Source organism: Actinobaculum sp. 313 (genome assembly GCF_003073475.1).
Classification (GTDB): domain Bacteria; phylum Actinomycetota; class Actinomycetes; order Actinomycetales; family Actinomycetaceae; genus Asp313.
On the sequence record NZ_CP029033.1, the window covers coordinates 2,482,071 to 2,503,219 of the forward strand.

The following is a 21,149-nucleotide window of genomic DNA, read 5'->3' on the forward strand; positions in this document are numbered from 1 at the left end:
CGGCACCGCACGTGCCAGCGGCTCCAAGCGAACCTCACCTGCATGACCGCCCTACCTGCAGTAACACCGTTTTACCACAGGTAAAGTACCCGCTTGTGCTTTACCGGCAATCTCCTAATTTGACGCGTCAGGCGACATGATGCCGACACCTCACATAGAAGACACTCCAACGCACTTAACGCGTTCTTCCACTGCTCTGTATGAGGTTACTCTGCGGCCCCTCCTCCAACACTACCGGATCCAGCAACCAGGGTTCGACCCGCAACCCTCCCGGTACGGCCTTCTCATCCGGTACCAAATTCTCACAGAACTCCTCTGCGCTGCGCACACCGAGCATCCCCAACGACTGAGCCAACAGTTGTATGACGTCTGCCGGAGCCCATCCGAAGCCCGCTAACTGCCTCAGAGTCACCGCTCCGTCACGTTTCGCCAACCGTACACCGTCAGCGTTGTATACCATCGGCACGTGCACATATTCGGGTGTCGGCAAATCAAGAAGTCGTTGCAGATACACTTGCCGCGGTGTCGATGCCAATAGATCATCGCCGCGAACAATCTGCGTGATCCCATCGGCACCGTCGTCGAGCACCGAAACAAAGTTGTAACTATACACACCGTCGCCCCGACGGATCACGAGATCGTCAACTGCTCCCGTATAGTCGCCGACGACGGCGTCATGCACAGTCAGGGCACTCACATCACAGCGCAGTCGCATAGCCGGGCCGCGTTGCATTCCGGATAGCTTTGCGCGGCCCACCTCGCGCTCTGCGTCCGTCAGATTGCGACAGGTTCCCGGATAGGATCCCGGCGGGCGGTGCGGAGCGGAGGCAACCTGCGCTAGCTCCTTACGGGTGCAATAACACTCGTACAGTAGGCCTGCATCGTCCAAGTCGCGATAGGCGGCCGTATATTCCGCTTGGCGTTGCGACTGGTAGATCACCGGACCGTCCCAGCCAATACCCAGATCCTCCAGATCGGCGAGCTGCCGGGCGGCGAATTCCGGGCGAGAACGTTCGTCGAGATCCTCCATCCGCAGAAGGAACTGCCGCCCGGAACTCCGAGCACACGCCCATGCCAGAAGAGCGGTACGCAGGTTACCCAGATGAAAGTCGCCGGTGGGCGACGGCGCAAAACGCCCGGCCACGCTTAGTGCCCGCCCGATCCCGAGCGGCACTTGCCCGGCCCACGCTGCCGCGAACCATCAACCGCGCCATGCTGCCACGCGCAGGCTGCGTGCATCGCACTCCACTCCCAGAGCAAGACCATGTCCGGTATGCGCACGCACTCAGGCAAGCGACCCCATCGGATCCCACGCGGGCAGCATGATCGGCTCCTCGTCTAGAACCGCCAGTAACTCAGCGGAAAGCCGGGAGCGATGCACCGCAACCTCGAATACGTGTTGGTCAAACCAGGAGTCATTCATGGTGAAAAACCCCTTATCTGCAATATCCTTGCCCCACGAGTTCTCCACTCGCCACCGTCGCGGTTCGCCATTCACCAGGTCAACGCCGGTGAACACCATGGCATGGGTCATCATGGCCTCGCCGAATTCCAACTCTTCCGCTTTCGTCATCTCCAGGTCGATGCCATAGGTACCCTCGTAGTCGTACAGGTTGCCATCCCAGATGCCACGCTCGCGGTCACACTGCTTCGAGGTATCACATCCCATCCACACCGGCTGACCATCCTGCAAGGTTGCAACTGTCGCAGAGCGGATAACCTCGACTGGCACGTTCAGGTATGTCACTGGCCTCGCCCCCACCACGTTGCCGAGGCGATCAACCGTGAAGAGGCGGTTCATCGGAGAGGTCTCACGAGGATCATTGACTAAACAGACGTATTCATCCAAGTCCGGCACATACAACTGTGCAAACTCCTGTGGTGTCACTTCACCGTGGCGATGGAACTTGCCGTCCTTATCCTCCCACTGCCAGATGAACGACGTCGGCGGCGTCCCCAAGTGAATGGCAAGCACCCGGTACACCTGTTGCATAACTGAGGTCTTTACAGCATGTGCATCATTGCCGTCGGCCACGGCTTTCCGCACGTCACGCGCACCGCGCCGTAGCAACATCTCCAACGTTCGGTTCATGTTGTGCGTATTCGACGATGACTCGGTCTCCGGCATCGCATACTTTGGCACGACCCCGTACTTCTTCACCAATGCAACGAACATGTTCCACTGGCCTCCGTCGCCAATTGGATCCGACAGCAGGTAGTGAACGGTACGGTCGTCAATATCGCGATCCGCGAGCTCGATCATGGAGGTTAGGAAGTAGTTGGCCTTCTCCAGTTTGTCCCAGAAGTGCTGGTAGTTCTGGGAGAACTCGAAGGACTTCAGCCCGGTCGCCTCATTGACCGCCGGTTTGAAAGCATTCAGGCCGGAGAACAACCAGCAACGCCCGGATTTCTTTTGGTTGGTTGTTGCCCAGGTGTCCACCTTGACCGACATGGACGGATCGATTGATGTGACAATGCGACGGTCCATTGCGACCTTGGTGACCGGCGTTTCTGTGACAGCGTTTTGAACAATACGTGCCGCGGTATCGGCATCAAATTCTTGGGCGAATGTGCTGAGCATGTCTGGGCTCAACGATTCATCTGTCATGTGTCCTCCTTTTCAACCTGTCCCATGCTACCCGGGCATCGGTGTGACGTGATACTCGGACGAGCACTCAGTCCAGGCAGCGCACATAACAGCACAGAGGTGCGGACCGGTCTCCCGATCCGCACCCCTTGAGTTACTGACCCATCGCCTCCCAAAAGCTACGACGAGCCTTCGATAACCGCGAGCCCGGCACTACCGCCGATAGGCCGCGACGGAATCCGAACCGTCACCGTCCCAGTCACCGGCTAGTAGGACATCGCGTGCGCTACCAAAAGCGAAGACAGCATCGGCGTTTCCACCGGTCAACGCATCCTTTCGCAACACCGTGTTGTTCCGAACAACGGAGATGCCATCCTTACCGTCGCCGTCAAAGTCGGCGACCAGCGGCGTATCGGTAGCCCGCCCGAACACGAACTCCGTGGTGGCGGCTCCACCGGCGAAGTCGTCACGCAGCAGATTAAGTGCACCACGCCGAACGCCAACGGTGTCAACGCCATCACCGTCCCAATCACCGACCATGCCGACGTCGCTGGCACGCCCGAAGCTCACGGTCCGAGCTGCCGCCCCACCCTGATCAGTTCCTGCGGCAAGGTAGAAGGTATTACCGCGCTTCACCGCGAGTTCATCCTTGCCATTGCCATCGAAATCACCGACTAGGGCCTGGTCACCGGCACGACCGTAGTTGATGGTCCATGTCTCCGAATCCGAACGGTTCGTTGCATAGAAGATGTACTTGTTACCAGAACGTACGACCGGCGTATCGATGCCGTCACCATCCCAGTCGCCAACCAGCACTTCGTCGCCGGACTGCACCTTCATCCCCAACTCGGCCTTCGACGTCGCGAAATCGTTGCTGAAGTACAGGTTGCAGCTTCCGTTCGCGATGCACTCATCGGCAATGGGCTTCGCATCTGCATTCGGATCTTCCGGTGTCGAGGTGATCTTCAGTCCCACCTTCACCGGATCGTGATCCGAAGAGCGATACGGAGATGCGTCGTAAAGCTGCTTCACGTTGTAGTTGTAGCGCGAGTACTCCAAGGCAATGGATTCCATCGCATTGATGTTCCACACATCGGCACCCGTCACCATTGCGAGGGCGGACTCGTTCGCCATCACGTGATCAAGCGAACCGACCAGGCCGCTGTACTGGTACGAGTAGTCGGTTACTCCCTGCGCGAGCGCAACATCCGTATATCCGGCTGCCTGTAGCGTCCGCATCGGGTCCTCCGCCGTGTAGGCATTGAAGTCGCCCACTAAGAAAACTGGGACATCCGTAAACTCGGAATCCACCCACTTGGCCAGTGCTTCGGCCTGCGACACACGCAGTTTGTTGTTATTACCCTGGTATGTATCCGTGTCATTCGGGTAGTACGAAGAGAGTGATCCCTTGGATTTGAAATGGTTCACGACGACGACGAACTCCTCGCCGTATCCGTTGCCGTCCGCGTCCAGAGCCTGCCACCGCTGTGCCAAGGGCTCACGAGCCAGCCCTGTGAAAACGGCTTCACCCACCAACACCTGCGACTCACCGACCGGCTTGACCTGCGCCTTCTGGTAAATGAAGGCAAGGCGAATAACGTCCTCGTTCGCAGGCAGGTTCGCAGCCGACGGAACGTAGGCCCACCGCTCATAACCCGCGTCTGCGTTCAACGCATCCACGAGCGCGGCAAGAGACTCGTCACGCTCATGACCGAAACGGGATGACGTTTCGATCTCTTCCAGAGATAGGACGGAGGAATCCAGCGAGTTGATCGCCGCGACAATCTTCTCCTGCTGACGCTCGAAATCTGCGGCCCGGTAGGCGCCACGCACATCGCAGTTATTCGTGGTGATGAGGTTGCCCTCACGGTCTGCATATCCCTTGCAACCCGCCTCGTTCTCACCAAGGTCAGTGAAGTAGTTCAGCACGTTGAAGGATGACAGTGTGATGTCGCCTCCCACATCGGACGGCTTCTCCGTGCGGGTGTTGGAAAAACTCACGTAATCGCTGGAACGGTCACCGTCGACGCCGGTCACCGGGCCGGTTGGTTGCAGGTTCCATTGGAAACGGTAGTCCAGGATCATCGGCTGCTTGAGTGTCACGGCAGCACCCACCCGCATCGGCTCCTCCAAGGAGATGTACGGAACGGGAATATCGGTACGTGCACTGTTGGAGCCGGTGTACTGCCAGGAGATACCGTCGTCGAGGGTGATTTTATTCGCCTCGTTCTCAGCGGTCAGGGCCGCGATTTCATCCGGATTTTCGCTCGGGTTGTACTTATCGGAAGGCTGACGCAACGGTTCCGTACCGAAGGCAAGACCAATCTGACCGTAACGATTAGTGGAATAGTTGTCGGTAACAGTCAGCGGGCCCGCCACTTCCACCAGCATGCCTTCAAGCGCTTCCTTGCCCTGCTCATCGGCGGGGATGCGCTCAAGCGTTACCGGCGTCGGCGCCTCGACCTGCTCGTCTACTTTGCTGTATGCGTTGACATTGATCTCGGTCAGTCCGTTGTACTCAGTGACCGAACCAGTCACCTCAACGTAGTCGCCGATCTGCACTGCGGTCGCGAATGCGGAACCGTAGGCGAAGACGCCGTCCGAGATACCGTCGTCGTTGGTACCTCCGGTTCCGGGGGTCTGAATATAAGCGCCGTTGAAACCACCGGTCGGGTACACCGCGGTGACAACGCCGCGGGTCGTGACGGTCTTACCGACCAAGGGCGACTGTGCTCCCGAACCTTGAATATCGGCGATTGGGGTGATCTCGCTGGCCGGATCCGTTGTCGGATCGGTGCTCGGCTCGTCCGTCGGCTCTGTACTCGGGCCTTCGCCCGCCGCGTTCTGCGGACTGGGCGAGACCATGGAGAAGTCATTCAGATTCGAGTCTGTATCGACGCCGGTCTCGTTGCGTTGCCAGGCCAGCGGGGTGGTGTTACTGCCAGTGCTCGTAGCTGCGGCACCTTCGAACAACGGCGAGGTACCCCAACCAACAAAGTCGACCACACCCTCCTGTCCGGCAACGTTTCCGGTCACGGTGATGGAGGCAGTCGACTGCAGAAGGCCGAGCCCACCAGCGGTGCCACCGGGCTGAACATTGGTCGCCTGCAGATCAGGTGTGGGCAGCTCCCCACCGGTGTTTCCGTTCGAACCGAGTTGAATGAGGAAGTAGCCCTGCGGAGCGACCGTGCCCGCCAGGTCCACTGAACTGCCGGCCTTGCCCGCCGTTGAGAATTGCTGCAGTTTAAGACCCGCCAGATCGATCTCGGCATCCGTCGGGTTGTACAGTTCAACGAACTTGTTCTTGTAAACGGCGTTGGCGCTGCCACCGCGCGCGTACACCTCGTTGATGACGATGGCATCGCCAGCGGGGGTCGCGCTTGCGGGCACGGTTACCAGCGGTACGGCAACCATTGCTCCCGCCACTGCGAGCACCGCCGCGCGGCTCAGTCTTTTGAGTCTCACGTGTGTGTCCCTTCTTTCAATCCGTCTGCGTGTGACGGCTACCAGTAGCACTACATTACGGGTATCAGTGACAAAAGGCACACAGAACACGGAAATTACTTTCCTAGATCCGTGGCGCGCCGCAGAAAACTCCTGGTCATAGAGCAGAAGGAGAATCGGGCCGTTCCGGCTTTTCTCTCCTTACTTGTGTTCCCTGGCACCGGCGAGCCCTCTATCGATGACCTGCTGCACAAGATCTCCATAAAGAACAACGACTCTCTGCGGGGACAGAGCCACCGCATGCTCAAGGCGTGCCACATAGCGCAGCAAAACCAGCCCGGCGATAATCGACTCGATCTGTGCCACACACTCCCTGCGAATCGTGGTGTGGCTGGGCAGAATTCTCTCCGCCACTTCCTCCAACCGACGTGACACCGCCACCATGTAGAGTTGCGCGACTTCTATTCCGGACACGAGTGTGGAGAGTATCTGCTGTCCGATGTCACCTTCATACACCGCAATGAGAAAAGTGACGAGACGCCGCCCGATTTGCCTGGGACCACCGGCCAAAATGAAGGCGGCCATCGCATCGGTGTCCATATCGAAGCCCATCGCATCGAAGAACAACTGCGTCTTGGAGCCGAAATAGTGGTGTATCAGGGCAGGATCTACTCCTGCTTCCCGGGCCACGGCCCGCATTGACGTTTCGATGTAGCCGCGCTCCATGAACAACCGGTGCGCCGCCGTTGCGATTACACCGCGCGTATCCGGCGATCCAGGCCTTCGTCCACGCCGAGTCATAGTGCCAACCTACTGCGTCTTCTTACAAAGTCCTAGTGTGAATCTGCCGCATCCACTCATCGAGTCCGGCTTGCGCCGCAGCCGCCACGGGGGCCGACGGCTGCGAATCTACCGTGTCCACCACTCATCGAGTCCGGCGCTTGAGGGTCATGGTGGCCAGCAAAAGGGCTATTGCCGCAAATGCCGCCACAACGCCGAGGCTTGTCCAGTAGTGACCGGTTAGAGTTTCCGACGACGCAACCACATCAAGTGCTTCCACCGACCAACTGGCTGGCATGAAGTTGGACAGCGCACGCAGCCAACCGGCCATATCATCCCGACTCCCAAACAGTCCGCACAGTAGAATCTGCGGGATAACGAATACTGGCATAAGCTGGACCGCCTGGAACTCACTGCGGGAGACGGCTGATGCAAACAGGCCCAGCGCAATGCCCACCATGGCGGTTACCAAGGAAAGCAGGAGAACGAAGGCGAGACCGCCGACCAACTGCATATCCAACACCCAGTAGCAGAAGCCGGTCATAAGCGTCGACTGCACAACGGCCAACAGCCCAAAGGCTGCGGCATACCCGAGGACGATGTCACCGCGCCGAATCGGAGAGGCCATGAGTCTCTCCAACGTTCCCGAAGACCGCTCGTGCACAGTGGCGACCGCGGTGAGGAGAAACATAAGGGTCAGTGGCAACACAGCCAGCATTGTGAGTTCGATACGGGAGACCAGCGGCTCTTCGCCGTCGAACAGTTCATACAGCAACTAGACGAGAACCAAGGGTACGACGGCGACGATTGCCAGGGTTCTTAGATCGTGCCGAATCTGATGCAAAACTCGGTTGGCAGTGGAAAATGTGAGCCTCATGCTGCCTCTCCTTTGATCAGAGCGAGAAATGCCGCGTCAAGAGTGCTGGTACCCGTCCGGGAGCGAATCTCATCCGGAGTACCGCTGGCGAGGATATGCCCCTGCCGGATGAGGATGAGGTCGTCGCACCGATCAGCTTCGTCCATCACATGCGAGGAAACAAGGATTGTAACGCCGGTTGCAGCCCGCCCCCGCAGAATGTCCCAGATGCCCTCCCGCAACACCGGGTCAAGCCCAACTGTCGGTTCATCCAGAAGGAGCAAAGGCGGGTCTCCGATAAGTGCACAGGCCAGTGACACTCGCGAGGCCTGCCCGCCGGAGAGATCGCCGCCCAACTGTCCGGCGACGCCTGCCAGATCCAGAGTCTCGATTAAGCGGTCGATTGCATGCCGATCAGCGCCTGCTATTTGACTCCAGTACGCTAGATTCTCCCGCACCGTAAGATCGGCATAGATCGAAGAAGCCTGCGTCATATACCCGATCTGCCGGGAGGCGTCCCGGCTCCCTGCAGGAACTCCATACACGGTGACTTCTCCCGACTCGATGCGTTGCACTCCCGCAATAGACCGAATGAGAGTGGATTTTCCTGAGCCGGAAGGGCCGAGCAAGCCCGTAATCCTACCCGGAGCAATATCAGCAGAAAGACCCGGCAGGACGAGGGTGCGCCCCCTCCGAACGTGCAGGCCCCGGATACGCACCGACGCCGTCGTCTCTGCTTCTGTTTCTACTGCTCTGGTAACTACTTCTCTCGCCATGCGACCAGCATAGGAAGAGCACGCCGAGCTAACTAGTGTTGATGAATTTCTAGGCAGTCAAATCTGCCCGGAACATAGGGCATTGAAGAGAGCCCGCGGCTACTGATGAATTTCGTGAGTGCCAGGGCGGTGCCGACGTCGTCCACTTCAGCGTGTCCAGTCTCCGAGAGCTCCTTCCAGAGCACCTAGGCACGCATCAATGAGCGAATAGCGATCATCGTCCGGACAGTCGGCATTGGCCCAGGCCAAACACGCCGCATCGAGGAACCCGAAATACCCCCACAGGGCATATTCGTGCCGCGGCCACGCCTCCACGCCTAGTAATTCGCGTAACGCCTCGACGTAGCGCGCGCGTGCCTCGCCCCGCACCGCGACGGCTTCGGGAGGTTCCATTCCTCCGACAAGTGGCGATGCCCAGCCCTGCGGATGCTCAGCGATGTAGGTCAGATAGATCAGCAGCGTTTCTCGCACCTGCTCGCGGGCAGATACATTCCCAAGCCGATCAACCGCCTCGCGCTGTGCGGCGGCGAGTTGTTCAATCTCGCTGCGGACAACCGCCGCATATAGCTGGGCTTTGGAACCGAAGTAGTGAAATATCAACGCCTGCGAGGTAGCCGCTCGCCGGGCGATGGCCGCCACGGAGACCGTGGAATACGAGCCACTGGCAAAAGCTTCGCGCGCCGCTTTGAGGATCGCCGTCTTGCGTTCTTCCACGTCCATCCGACGACGCACGTGGTGGGGAGCGCCGTTGTCGGGACCCTCGTGATCGTTGGGGCTCATACCGCAAGCTCCTCTCTTCCGGACCGGCATACCCACCGGTGGTTCGGTAGACCGGCTCGCGCAGTTCGTCGTGCGTTGGTCTTGTCCATGCGTGTTGGCCTACTTCCAGCTGCCGATGTGGCTCATGCGTGTCGCCACAATTCGCCGTGTCGCCACGGATTCCTGCGCGGCGGCACGATTTGCTGTACGGTGGCGTGATTCTCCGTGTCGCCATAATTCCTGGGAGCACGGTTCCTCGTGTCGCCGCCGTTCAACTACCTGCAATGGTTCCACATTTCCGCCGTGAACCTCATATCCCTGCGCATGCTTCTAGCCCCTTGGTCGAGTTCGCAGCATCCCAAAAGTCTGCGAGTTAGATCACATTCTCAGTTCTGTTGGAGGTTAACCTTGGGTACAGCCGGAGGCCTCAACGGTATGGTCGTCGGCGCCATACATCGCACACTTCGTCCTCTGACCTGCAGTAACGCGGTAACGCTACCATCGCAATGCACAACATCTCATATCGGTTGCACTTCATCCGGCTTCCTTCCGGGAGTCTGGTGATCCATTCCGCAATCACCCAGCGTCTGTTATGATTCATTCACAGCGGAATACCTGTTCTAGTTTTCTCACTGCTCATTTCTCACTTCGGAATAGGAGACTCATATGGGTGACATTAGGCTCGACGTGGACCAGATGGAGAATCTGCGCGCACATCTGCTCACTGTCGGAGACGATCTGAGATCGGGGACTTCTCCTCAGGTTCCGGGATCCGGTTTGGGTTTTCCGAGTCTGCAGGATTCTGCGGCCACTTTTGGCGAAGCACACCAGGAACGTGTTACGCAGGCCGCCGCGTGGTGTGAGAAGACAGCCGACGCGGTGGACTACACGGCGAAGTTTGTAGGCCAGACTGACGAGGATGTGGCACGTGACTGGGCGCAAAGGAATTCCGTCCTCTCAACGCTACCCCCGGGTATCTCGCCCTTCACCCCCGGTCTTGTCTTGGCAGTTCCGGCGCAGCTTGCACGGGCACACGCCACCGGGGAATCGCCCTGGTCACAGATCTTCACCGGCAACGATCACCGCGACCACTAGGAATGCCTCATGTCGTATTTCAGTAACTTGATTGGGGATGTGCCGGGCGACCCGGCCGAGGTGGCCCGCTATGCGCGAGAAGTCCGCACGGCCGGGGAGGAAGCCGAGCAGGCCCATGGCGATCTGCGCTACGGCGAACGGATGACTCCCGATTGGTACGGCGCATCTGCCGACGCCTTTCAGTCCGCCATGTCCGAACAGAAGTCGGCCGTTGCACGCTTAGAAGGAGGCCTGGGGAAGGCGGCGAGCTCCCTGGAGAATTACGGCTATATCATGGCCGAGTACAAGCGACTCGCGGCCAATGTGCAGGCCGAGTTGGAGGCGCTGGATGCGCAGCTCGCCAGCGCCTCGGCATTGGAGTTTGTTCCCACCTACCTTCAGCTGCTTCCGCAAGTCACCTTTCTGCTGGAGGATTACAATCGGTACCTCACCTCGCTGGAGGAGGCGGCCGAGCAGTGCGGTGCCGAGTTGCGCAACTCACTGGATATTGAGCCGGTCAACTACAACGCCAGTGGTGTGGATGTCGGTTCACAAGAGCCCTTGAGCCAAGAAGACATTGAGCGAATCAACGGCCAGTTGCTACACATGGATCCGGAAGAAATCGAGCAACACATGATCGGAGACTGCACCTATCTGGCCAGCTTGGCCTCGGTGATGCAGTATCCGGAGGGGCGGGAATGGCTCGCCTCCTGCATTACTCCGCACTATGACGCTAGTGGAAAGCAGGACGGCTACCTGGTGACGATTTATGACGACCCCCTGAACCCGGACGCCGACGCCGAGCAGCAAGTGCTCGTCACCGACATCTACACCAGGGGTGCTACAGGACGCAGCTACCAGACCAGTGTTGCATCGATTTTCGAGTCCGCCTACGGTCAACTGCACCCCGGCGGCACCCTGGGCGGCCCAGCCGGTATGAGTGGCACCTCCGGCCCCGAGGTATTGAAAGATATCACCGGCATGGAGGCTACATCAATCCTCGGCTCAGGCAACGCTTATGGGGCCGCCGAGCGCGCCGAGATTATCGACGCTAGCAGAAGCCACCGTCCCGCCATCGCTTCGACCACCGTCGTTCCAGACGGCACTTTCGATAGCGACGGCAAAGCGCTTGTTACTGCATCTTTACCGGATGGAAGCCAACAGGAGATCTACCTGTACGGCTCGCACGCCTACACCGTCGTCTCTGCCGACGCCTCTGGTGTGACGCTTCGCAATCCCTGGGGGCGAAATGGAACTCCAAGCGGCGACGATGCGGACGGCACCTTCCACCTATCTTGGGCAGAATTTGAACAGTATTACGGCCAGGTCGACATAGGAACCATTCCATGAAGCACCCCACCGGCATTCTCATCCCCATTCAAGAGAACACTCTTCTTCATCTCGGCGTTGCCCCGAACGGGCCCAGCTACACCGTATCCGGCGTGCGGGTTGAGCACGGCACCCAGCAAGCACATATTCGGAGCGGGAACGGTCGCGCTCGTATCGACCAGACCCTGCAGGTCGGAGAGTCGGTTACCCATCCCAGAGTCGGGACCTTCACCTTGGTGCATATTCGCGTGCATATTCGCACTCCCGGCCGCACCGGGGGAGGTGGGATTGCCACCTTCGCCTTCGAACCCGCACCCGGATTCACCATCAACCCTGCACTTCTCAGCTGACTAGTCGCGGAGCACATCTTGAAGAAAGAGGCGAATCATGAGACGCACACTGACCGCCCTGGCCGGGCTCCTGCTGGGCCTAGCCGCCTGCGGCTGGCAGGCCAGCCAGGAGACCACCCCGAGCACACCCACCAGCTCAACCACTACCCCGGACCGCACACCAACCACCCCACCCACACCGATCACAATCCCACCGGACAAGGCCGCCTGCACCAACGGCATACCTTTCGGCATCAGCGAAGGAACCCGCTCCCAGCTTAGCGTCCCCCCAGACGACATGAGCTACACCGTCTCTGGCGTGCGTATTGAAAACGGCATCAGGAGAGCCAATATCAGCGGCGGCAACACCGCCAGCGGCATCAATCAAGACCTTCAGGTCGGGGAGTCTGTCACCCAGCCCGGCGTCGGTACCTTCACCCTTGTCGGCATCAACCCCTGGACCACTACCCCACGACCTACTGGTTTCGGCGGCTCGGCAAGTTTCTGTTTCGAGCCCGAACCCGGATTTGAGATCGACCCTTGCCTCGTGAAGGAAATGTTCACCGGAGAGACCCTCCCGCCGAATATCCCCTCACCAGCCGCAGACGAACCACGCTGCCCCGACCCAACCGACGAACCATAAGAACCATGAGAACCATCAGACGGACACTTACCACCCTGACCGGGCTCCTATTGGGGCTCGCCGCCTGCGGCTGGCAGGCCAGCCAGGAGACCACGTCGACTAGCTCGGCCACCACCCCGGACCACACACCAACCACCCCACGCACACCCATCACCATCCCACCAGACAAGGCCGCCTGCACCAACGGGATCCCCGTCGGCCTGATAGAACGGACCCGCTTCCAACTTGGCGCCCCCTGACACCGCCAACTACACGGTCTCCGGCGTGCGTATTGAAAACGGCATCAGAAAAGCGACGATCAGCGGAGGCCGCAAGACCGACGGCATCAATAAGACGCTCCAGGTGGGGGAGTCCGTGTCCCATCCCGGAGTTGGTACCTTCACTCTCCTCTCCATCACCCAGAAGAAGATGATCGCGATCCAGAACTCATCGGCTCTGGCGGTTCCGCCGGTTTCTGTTTCGAACCCGAACCCGGATTCGAGATCGACCCCTGCCTCCTAAAACAAATATCAACCCGGCAAACCCTCCCACCCAACATCCCCTCACCAGCAACGGACGAACCACGCTGCCCCGACCCAACAGACGAACCATAAGAACCATGAGACGCACACTCGCCGCCCCACCAGCGAACCAGAGGAATCCTATAAACCAAACCCCACCAACACCTGACCGTCCGACCACCAGTTCCGCACGTCATTCTTTCCTCCCCCTATCCGCACGTTTGTCTTTTCTCCTCGCCCACAGTGCGCTACACTCGAAGTGTTATTGAGTCGCAGTCAATAAGGATGGAGCTGGTTGTCACATGACTCTTCTAACCGACGGTATCTGGTGGCACGTATACCCCTCGGTGCGCTCGGCGCCCCCATTCGGAATCGCCCAGCAGAAGCAGCCCCAGAAGTCACACACCGGTTTGCACACTTGGAGGCGTGGCTCGACTACGCCATCGAACTCGGCTGCTCCGGCATCATCCTCGGCCCAATCTTTGACTCTATATCCCATGGGTATGACACCCTCGACCACTTCCGGATTGACCCGCGCCTGGGCGATGACGCCGATTTCGACCACTTCGTCAGCGCGTGCCAGCAACGGGGGCTATCTCTTATGCTCGACGGCGTTTTCAACCATGTGGCAGCCACCCATCCACGCGCGGACGAACTGGTCTCTGACTCCTCCGGCTGGGAGGGACACAGCGAACTCGTCACTCTTGACCACTCCAGCGAAACAATCCGCGCACTGGTCACGGACGTCATGCTTCACTGGCTTCGCCGCGGAATCGCCGGCTGGCGGCTCGACGTCGCCTATTCCGTACCTACCGACTTCTGGCGCGATGTTACGCAGCGAGTGCGATCTGAATTCCCCCGTGCGTTATTCCTCGGGGAAGTCATCCACGGTGACTACGCAGGGTTCATACGCGAAAGCACTCTTGACACACTCACCCAGTACGAACTGTGGAAGGCAATCTGGAGTTCACTCAAAGAGGCCAACTTCTGGGAACTGGAATGGACGTTGCGGCGCCACAACGAACTGCTAGAAACCTTCATCCCGCAAACCTTCATCGGCAATCACGACGTCACACGTATTGCTACCGAGGTAGGAGAGGAGAAAGCGGCATTAGCCGCAGCAATCCTCTTCACTCTACCCGGCATGCCCTCCGTATACTACGGGGACGAGCAGGGTTTCCGAGGCCGCAAGTTGGAAAGCTACCACGCCGACGACGAAATCCGCACCCCCTTGCCCGCATCGCCCGCCGAGCTCTACCCACACGGCCAGTGGATGTATCGGCTCTATCAGGAACTCATCGGCTTACGGCGGCGCCATCACTGGCTCGCAAACGGTCGAGTTGAGGTAGTCGGCAAAGATAACCTGTGGATCGAGTACACGATCCATCCGTCCGATGGCACCAGCGGGGGCCTACGGGTGCGCGTCCAACTCGACCCACGCCCCGAAGTCTGGATTGTCGACGACGTCGACCTGCCCGAGGCAACCGCAGCACCGTGGGATGCCGCTCGCGCATCCCCCTTCCACTGGGCAGGTGCCTGAGTTTCGTGCTCCCGACGTACACACTCTGCGCATTGAGAACCCGTGCGAAGCGGGTAGTAGTCTCGGTCACCGCAGCAGTCCAACTGCCTCGCGGATGCGTGCCTCACTCGGGCAGGTAGCCGGGCCATAGGCGGTGGTGGAAAGCGCGCCGGCCACATTCGCCCAGCGCAGGGCCTCCGCCAGGTCCATGCCACGTGCCAGAGCCGCGCACAGCACTCCCGAGTGCGCATCCCCGGCACCGTTCGAATCCACCGCCTGAACGGGCAACGGCGGGAAGTGAACCGCTTCCCCGCCGTCGACGCAGTACCATGCTCCCAAAGAGCCGGCCCGCACAAGCACTTCCCCCAACCGGGACGATAACGCCCGTGCCCGAGTCGCCTCCGGTGCCACCACTGCATCGCTACCGCTCGATGCCGCTTCCCCAGCCTCCTCGATCCCCAGGCGCTGTGCCAAAATCGCTGCTTCACGTTCGTTCACCGACCACAGCGGATGCAGTCCGGAGATTTTCTCCAAGGCCTCAAGCGGTGCCTCGCCGACCACCGGAGACACATCGAAAACCACGCGGCAGGGCACAGTTCCCGTCAACCGTTCCACCAAACGTTCCAATGACCTGCGATTCCCGGAGTTCTCCAGGGAGTAACCGCTGATATACAGCACGTCGTCCGCTTCGAACGCCAAGGCGTCAAAGGCGTCAAGCGGGTCGCGGGTCTCGGCGCCCCGGATGGAGATGAATGTCCGCTCGGCATTCGCATCCGTGATTGCCACGCAATAGCCGAGGTCACCCGGCACATACGCACCCACATGCCGCACACCGATAGCCGAAAGCTCCTCAACCGCCACCTCGGTGAACGGTCCCGATCCCGTAGTCCCGGCAAACACCGTCTCCACTTTGAGCTGCCGTGCGGCGTACAGCACGTTGTAGCCTCCTCCGGCGTGCATGTCGGCGTCGTCGGCAAACACGTCACCGCCCGGTTCCGGCAACGCCTTCAACCGCAGCGTCAAGTCAATAACAACCTGTCCGGTATGAATCACTCGACCCATCGATACTCCATTCGCTCAGCGATGTCCCGCGCCGCCGCGAGCCCATAACGATCACCGACAAAGCCCAAGGCCATGTCAATACCCGCGGAAACACCCGCCGAAGTGTAGTACTTTCCGTCGGCCACCCAGCGAACACCGCGAACCCACTCCACCGCCGGATGTCCATCCGCCACCCAGTGGAAGGCTCTCGTATTCGTAGTCGCCTTTCGGCCGTTGAGCACACCAGTTTCCGCCACCAGAGCCGACCCCGTGCAGACACACAGTACGTAGTCTGCTTCGTCCACCAGCTGCCGCAACGCGGCAATGAAGCGCGCATCTTTGATGATCTTCCGGCTGCCAAGGCCTCCCGGAACCAACACAATCTGGCCGCGCGCCACTGTATCCAGCGCCTCTGTTTCCAAGCGAATCAACTGGCGGTTGGTAACAATGCCGCCCGCAAGCGAAACATAGCGCAGGCGGAAGTCTTCGACGTCACCCAGCACTTCAACCGGTCCGAACACGTCCAGTGCCGTGAAACCTTCGTACAGCACGATATTGATATCAGTGCGACGCCCCGCTGAAGCCGCCGCTGAGGCATCGGCGTGCGTCCACGAGTGCCGAATATCCTGCCCCTCCGTCACCGCACGCCCGCCTTCCGAATCGCCATCAGCCCGTCACGAATACCCACCAGATCGAGTTCCGATTGCGCGACGACGGCGCCCACTTCGCCAGCCGGCAGCCCACCGGTGCCGGTTCCGGCTCCAAGAATTGCACCTGCCATTGCGCCGATGGTATCCGTATCGCCTCCTAGTTCGGCGGCACGGCACAAGCCTTCCAGCGGCGCATCAGCGTACTCGCGTGCCAGCACCAATGCGGCCGGAATGGCCTCCGTTGATTCAACGGATGTCCCGACGACGTCGCGCAGGAAGTCTGCCAATTCGGCGCCATGCAGGGTGGAACTGGCATGCAACATCACTTGTGCCCGAGCGACTACCGAGGCATTCGGTGCCCACCAGCCGTAGCCCGGCAGTGATGCCACCACATCGAGCGCGATATCTATCGCCTCCGGCACATCCGCACCATCGATCCCAGCCGAGACTGCGGCGGCGACCAGAGCCGCTCCCTCCCATCCCTGCCGAGTGTCGTGTGTAACGACGCAGGATTCGCGCACCGCAGCGGCGAAGGCCTCCCGATCAGCGAGCGAGTAGGCGATGCCCACCGGCGTGACGCGCATGGCTGCACCATTCGTGGTACCGTACCGTCCGGTCTCATTCGGATCGGCTCCCGCGCGAACCTGCTCCAATGCGGCCTTGGTGGACGGTCCAAGCAGATCCAGCGAACCACGCGCCCGCATATCATCCTCCCAGGCGAGCAGCGTATCCGCGTAGGCCCGGGAATCAATGTGCCCACGCCCTGAGAGCAAGAGATCGGCAAGCAGTAACGCCTGCTCGGTATCGTCGGTCACCGATCCGGCGGGCATCCCCGGCGCAATGGGTTGCGTGGCGACGGCGTCGCGCAACCCGGTGATTTGCCCGTAGGCATCGCTGATCTCCCGCGGACTCATCGATTGCGTCGGCATACCGAGGGCATCACCGAGAGCAAGACCCTGCAACGCGGCGAGGGCTCTATCGGCGGCTGTTTCGGCGACGACATTCCGTTGCGTCTTCGAAGTTTCGGTGACCATATGACATCCCCTATCGCTACCACCACAACTGTTCCACATTCTTCCTGATCGTTCCTTGCCGTGCATAACGCAGCCCGGCGCGTATAACGCAAGCTCTCGCCGTGACGCAAGCCCTCGCCCGTGACGCAAGCCCGTCATGCATAATCCCGCCCGGCGCGTGTAACGCGACCCGGCGTCCCGTTTCATCGCCCTCCGAAGCAATCACCACACCGAGCATCAACGCCTTGTCCGATCAGTTCTCGAAGGTGCTCAGCGTGGGCCCCGATCCGCTACCCTTACTGCGTGCAGTGTTCCTATTTTGATCGCGGTTCATGCCACTCATGCACACGAATGGGAGAGGCCTACGCCGCACAACTCGCTGCCAAAGACTCGGCATTGCGCGACGCACTCGCCCGGTGGCCCAACCTGAACTGGCTGCCCCCATTCGAAAGTGCCGAGTCACACTTCCGCAATAAGGCGAAACTCATGATCGGCGGCACTGTGCAGCAGCCGACCCTGGGAATCCTTTCGCCAACCTTCACCGGCGTCGATCTCACCGGCTGTGAACTCTACGAAGCTGCCGTCGCGGATTCCTTCCCCGTCCTATCCGCCTTCATACGCCGTGCGCAGCTCACCCCTTTTCACGTGCCGAGTGGACGGGGTGAACTCAAGAACATCATCGTGACTGGAGCTCCCGCCGGGCTACTCATGATTCGCTTCGTTTTGCGTTCTACTGAACCGATTGTCCGGATACGGAAACACCTGCCCTGGCTGCGCGATCAGTTTCCGAATCTTGAGGTGGTCACCGCCAATCTACTTCCCGAACGCAAGGCCGTGCCGGAAGGAAAAGAGGAAATAGTTCTTGGGAGTGCCAACGCACTCCCCTTCAAGCTGGGTGACATCACCTTGTTCCTTCCGCCCCAGTCCTTCTTCCAGACGAATACCGCCGTTGCCCGGGGACTGTATGAAACTGCCCGCAAGTGGACCGATGACCTCGCTCCACGCACCGTGTGGGATATGTTCTGCGGCGTGGGCGGCTTTGCCCTGTACTGCGCACGCCCCGGGCGGCGCGTCACCGGCGTTGAGATTTCCGGCCCGGCCGTCCATGGCGCGAAGCTTGCTGCCGCGGACGCCGGGTTGAGCGACGACGTCGACTTCAGGGAGGGTGATGCTTCGCAAGCACCCTCCGGCTCCGCTCCCGAGCTCGTCATCGTCAATCCACCTCGACGCGGAATCGGGCAACTGTCCCACTGGCTGAACGACTCAAACGCCGGCGCGGTCCTATATTCGAGTTGTAACCCGGATTCACTCGTGAGAGATCTCCGCGCCATGCCCGCCTTCACTCCCATCCGTGCCCGTGTTTTCGATATGTTTCCGCACACCGACCATGTTGAGACACTTGTTTTGCTGGTACGGAGTTAGGATCTTCCTTTCTGGGCCAGCGCCTTGTGCTAGCTGCTCTTCTCCGCCAGCCTGCACCCCTTTCTTCCCCACCAGCCAGCGCTTCCTGTGATGCTCTCACTTCGAATATTGACGCTACGGAGCGTTTCCGCCATGTTTTCGCCCCTCGCGGTGTTGTTTCATCCCTTGCGCTGTTGCCGTTCCGGGCACCGGCACTGCCCATCTGGCACCACCAATACATAGAGATTCACATGACGTCCCCCTCACGCGGCTAATGGGATCAACCTGGGACCAAGCACCGTCCTCCCTCCTGGTACACGCGGACGTCCCACTGTACGGGTGGTGGCTCGGCCAAAACACTCCCTCCTGGTACACGCGGACGTCCCACCTCGCGCGGCTAATGGCCCTGTGGTATCCTCTCCCAAAATCTACTTATGCTCGCGTAGCACGCCCGATGGGAGAGCCAGATGTTAAGAACGGTTGGAATTGTCAGCCTCTCCAACGGCATCTTGGGCGAAGACTTCATCTCACACGAGGTAGAGATCGGACTGCGCAGGCTTCGCGCCTACGGACTCACCGTTAGGTTCATGCCCCACGCACTCAAGGGGCTGGACTACGTCAAGAATCACCCAGAAAAAAGGGCAGCCGATCTCCTGCAGGCATTTCGCGATCCGGAGATCGACATGATCCTCTGCGCCATCGGTGGTGATGACACCTACCGCCTACTGCCATACCTCTTCGACCATAATCAACTGCAAGATGCGGTGCGCGACAAGGTCTTTCTCGGCTTCTCCGACACGACGATCAACCACCTCATGCTGCACAAGGTGGGTTTGCGCTCGTTCTACGGTCAGAGTTTTATCAGCGATATCTGCGAACTCGGACCCGAGATGTACCCTACAGCCGTACATACTTCGAAGAATTGCTAACGAGCGGCACCATCCGGGAAATCCGACCAAGCACCGTGTGGTACGAGGAAAGGGCAAGTTTCGGGCCCGACCAGATTGGCACACAGGCGCCATCGCACGCGGATAGCGGGTTCGAATTACTGCAGGGGCGCGCAACCTTCTCCGGCAAAATACTGGGTGGATGCATTGACTCTCTGTACTACATCTTCGACGGCAACCGCTATCCCGATGAGCCCGAGCTCTGCCGCAAGTACCACCTGTTCCCCGGAGCCGGTGACTGGGAAGGAAGAATTCTTCTTCTCGAATCCAGCGAGGAGAAGATGCCCCCGACGAAATACAGGAGAGCCTTGGCTTTCCTGCGAGAGGCCGGGGTTTTCGACGTCGTTTCGGGCGTGCTGGTCGGTAAGCCCATGGATAGGACCTACGACGAGGAATACAAGAGTGCGCTGGTGGAAGTGATTGACACTCCCGACTTGCCGATTGTCTGCAATATCAATATCGGGCACGCCCAACCGCGATGCATCCTCCCATTCGGCGTAGATGCGACGGTCGACGCGGAAGAGCAAGTCATAACCTTTGCGGAGCGCTAGCAACTCTCCTGAGTACCTACATCGTCGCCCCGAATGGAATGAGTGACTACCTGCCCGTGGTACGTAACTGCGTACCTATCGACGCCGACAAAGCAGAAATCGCGCGGGTCTCTTGACACAACAGTAAGACCAGGCAATCGTGCTTCTAGCATGCAGTAAGACGCAGCATCAGATGTGGCAGCCGGTCCCATAGCAGGCACCATTCACGACCCCATCGCCCCACGAATCCGAGGAATCCTCCTAGCGGCAAAGTGGCTGAACTCCACGCCAAACCATCGCCCCACGAATCCGAGGAATCCTCGTAGTCGATCCCAAACTGGGGGGCAACCATTGCCATCACCCCACAAACCCTAGAAATCCTGCTACCCCATACCACACGACACCACAGCACGCCGAATGGCACAAGTCAGGTCGTATATCTATTCGACGACTATGGATCTGCTCCGGGTTTTTCACCGGTGCCCGGCTTCTTCACAGAATCACAAGAATAACTCGGAGCAGATCCATAGCCCGAGCAACACATCACCCGACAGCAGCGCAGTGACCGGTGGGGGCGCCCCGCCGTCGTCGGCAATCCAACACCGCACCCGACGACCACACCCACCAGCACCCACAAAGGGCCTTTTGAAGCGTCCTGGGTTTTGTTCCTAGCTGCTTTTGAGAGGATAGGAGTAGGCCAAGGAAGTATTCGCAGGAGTATCGGGAACGTGTGGTCAGGCTGGTATCTGATCGGCTGTCGGAGGATTCCTCGTGTTCTACGTGGCAGGCAGTCGGTCTCTTCTTCCTCTTGCCCTGAACGTCATTCATCTCGAACAATGACGGTATGGCATGCTGCGCCGGTCTCCCAATCAGGAGGAGTGTTTCACGCCTCGGGGAGCCCGGACGGCATACCAACTTCGCTCTGCAAGAGAAACCTGACAAGAAAAGACTAGACAAAGACTAGACAAAGA

General features: G+C 59.6%; 21 protein-coding genes. 10 read left to right on the top strand and 11 right to left on the bottom strand.

The window, feature by feature from the left end; genetic code table 11:
* Window positions 1–175: 175 nt before the first annotated feature.
* The 7 genes from gluQRS to DDD63_RS10740 all read right to left on the bottom strand — a co-directional run bounded on the left by gluQRS (window position 176) and on the right by DDD63_RS10740 (window position 9,223).
* Entirely contained in the window at window positions 176–1,144 is a 969-nt protein-coding gene (gene gluQRS / locus DDD63_RS10710; RefSeq protein ID WP_346426215.1) for a tRNA glutamyl-Q(34) synthetase GluQRS, read from the bottom strand.
* A gap of 141 nt (window positions 1,145–1,285) precedes the next feature.
* The gene (locus tag DDD63_RS10715; RefSeq protein WP_108716364.1) at window positions 1,286–2,608 is read right to left on the bottom strand and encodes a C1 family peptidase; all 1,323 of its coding nucleotides are present in this window, start codon (window positions 2,606–2,608) and stop codon (window positions 1,286–1,288) included.
* Between the two features lie 192 nt (window positions 2,609–2,800).
* Window positions 2,801–6,052 carry an ExeM/NucH family extracellular endonuclease gene (locus tag DDD63_RS10720; protein ID WP_125482519.1) on the bottom strand — a complete coding sequence of 1,084 codons (3,252 nt, stop codon included), beginning with the start codon at window positions 6,050–6,052 and terminating at the stop codon, window positions 2,801–2,803.
* Between the two features lie 180 nt (window positions 6,053–6,232).
* Complete coding sequence (locus DDD63_RS10725) at window positions 6,233–6,832, bottom strand: TetR/AcrR family transcriptional regulator (protein WP_108716366.1); 600 nt, start codon at window positions 6,830–6,832, stop codon at window positions 6,233–6,235.
* A gap of 124 nt (window positions 6,833–6,956) precedes the next feature.
* Window positions 6,957–7,586 (bottom strand): ABC transporter permease, encoded by a 630-nt coding sequence (locus DDD63_RS10730; protein WP_108716367.1) that lies wholly within the window; start codon window positions 7,584–7,586, stop codon window positions 6,957–6,959.
* Window positions 7,587–7,684: 98 nt separating this feature from the next.
* Window positions 7,685–8,443 (bottom strand): ABC transporter ATP-binding protein, encoded by a 759-nt coding sequence (locus DDD63_RS10735; protein ID WP_108716368.1) that lies wholly within the window; start codon window positions 8,441–8,443, stop codon window positions 7,685–7,687.
* Window positions 8,444–8,590: 147 nt separating this feature from the next.
* Window positions 8,591–9,223, bottom strand: a complete 633-nt coding sequence (locus DDD63_RS10740) for a TetR/AcrR family transcriptional regulator (RefSeq protein WP_240611267.1) — start codon at window positions 9,221–9,223, stop codon at window positions 8,591–8,593.
* A 645-nt stretch (window positions 9,224–9,868) separates the two neighbouring features.
* Here DDD63_RS10740 and DDD63_RS10745 point away from each other — a divergent pair.
* The 7 genes from DDD63_RS10745 to DDD63_RS10780 all read left to right on the top strand — a co-directional run bounded on the left by DDD63_RS10745 (window position 9,869) and on the right by DDD63_RS10780 (window position 14,617).
* Window positions 9,869–10,297: a hypothetical protein gene (locus DDD63_RS10745; RefSeq protein WP_108716369.1), complete on the top strand. Its 429-nt coding sequence runs from the start codon at window positions 9,869–9,871 to the stop codon at window positions 10,295–10,297.
* Window positions 10,298–10,306: 9 nt separating this feature from the next.
* Window positions 10,307–11,626, top strand: a complete 1,320-nt coding sequence (locus tag DDD63_RS10750) for a hypothetical protein (protein WP_108716370.1) — start codon at window positions 10,307–10,309, stop codon at window positions 11,624–11,626.
* Window positions 11,623–11,955: a hypothetical protein gene (locus DDD63_RS10755; protein WP_108716371.1), complete on the top strand. Its 333-nt coding sequence runs from the start codon at window positions 11,623–11,625 to the stop codon at window positions 11,953–11,955. Before DDD63_RS10750 ends, DDD63_RS10755 begins: the two co-directional genes overlap by 4 nt.
* A gap of 37 nt (window positions 11,956–11,992) precedes the next feature.
* Window positions 11,993–12,577, top strand: a complete 585-nt coding sequence (locus tag DDD63_RS12085; RefSeq protein ID WP_125482520.1) for a hypothetical protein — start codon at window positions 11,993–11,995, stop codon at window positions 12,575–12,577.
* A 5-nt stretch (window positions 12,578–12,582) separates the two neighbouring features.
* Window positions 12,583–12,816, top strand: coding sequence for a hypothetical protein (locus DDD63_RS10770; protein ID WP_108716374.1), 234 nt, complete (start codon window positions 12,583–12,585; stop codon window positions 12,814–12,816).
* Entirely contained in the window at window positions 12,803–13,078 is a 276-nt protein-coding gene (locus DDD63_RS10775; RefSeq protein ID WP_108716375.1) for a hypothetical protein, read from the top strand. Before DDD63_RS10770 ends, DDD63_RS10775 begins: the two co-directional genes overlap by 14 nt.
* 327 nt (window positions 13,079–13,405) lie before the next feature.
* Complete coding sequence (locus tag DDD63_RS10780) at window positions 13,406–14,617, top strand: alpha-amylase family protein (protein WP_240611268.1); 1,212 nt, start codon at window positions 13,406–13,408, stop codon at window positions 14,615–14,617.
* Between the two features lie 66 nt (window positions 14,618–14,683).
* Here DDD63_RS10780 and DDD63_RS10785 read toward each other — a convergent pair whose 3' ends face one another.
* Genes DDD63_RS10785 through DDD63_RS10795 form a run of 3 tightly spaced genes read right to left on the bottom strand, consistent with a single transcriptional unit; the run spans window position 14,684 to window position 17,321 of the window.
* Entirely contained in the window at window positions 14,684–15,658 is a 975-nt protein-coding gene (locus tag DDD63_RS10785; protein WP_108716376.1) for a PfkB family carbohydrate kinase, read from the bottom strand.
* Window positions 15,646–16,278, bottom strand: a complete 633-nt coding sequence (locus tag DDD63_RS10790; protein WP_205647246.1) for a DJ-1/PfpI family protein — start codon at window positions 16,276–16,278, stop codon at window positions 15,646–15,648. Before DDD63_RS10790 ends, DDD63_RS10785 begins: the two co-directional genes overlap by 13 nt.
* A complete protein-coding gene (locus tag DDD63_RS10795; protein ID WP_108716377.1) occupies window positions 16,275–17,321 on the bottom strand; it encodes an ADP-ribosylglycohydrolase family protein in 1,047 nt (348 codons plus the stop codon). Before DDD63_RS10795 ends, DDD63_RS10790 begins: the two co-directional genes overlap by 4 nt.
* A 330-nt stretch (window positions 17,322–17,651) precedes the next feature.
* Here DDD63_RS10795 and DDD63_RS10800 point away from each other — a divergent pair, with 330 nt between their 5' ends.
* The 3 genes from DDD63_RS10800 (at window position 17,652) to DDD63_RS12560 (ending at window position 20,199) form a co-directional block, all read left to right on the top strand.
* Window positions 17,652–18,722, top strand: coding sequence for a methyltransferase domain-containing protein (locus DDD63_RS10800; protein WP_205647247.1), 1,071 nt, complete (start codon window positions 17,652–17,654; stop codon window positions 18,720–18,722).
* Between the two features lie 446 nt (window positions 18,723–19,168).
* Complete coding sequence (locus DDD63_RS12555; RefSeq protein WP_205647249.1) at window positions 19,169–19,630, top strand: LD-carboxypeptidase; 462 nt, start codon at window positions 19,169–19,171, stop codon at window positions 19,628–19,630.
* 35 nt (window positions 19,631–19,665) lie between these two features.
* The gene (locus tag DDD63_RS12560; protein WP_205647250.1) at window positions 19,666–20,199 is read left to right on the top strand and encodes a hypothetical protein; all 534 of its coding nucleotides are present in this window, start codon (window positions 19,666–19,668) and stop codon (window positions 20,197–20,199) included.
* A 145-nt stretch (window positions 20,200–20,344) separates the two neighbouring features.
* Here DDD63_RS12560 and DDD63_RS12090 read toward each other — a convergent pair whose 3' ends face one another.
* Complete coding sequence (locus DDD63_RS12090; RefSeq protein ID WP_125482521.1) at window positions 20,345–20,536, bottom strand: hypothetical protein; 192 nt, start codon at window positions 20,534–20,536, stop codon at window positions 20,345–20,347.
* Window positions 20,537–21,149 lie beyond the last annotated feature (613 nt).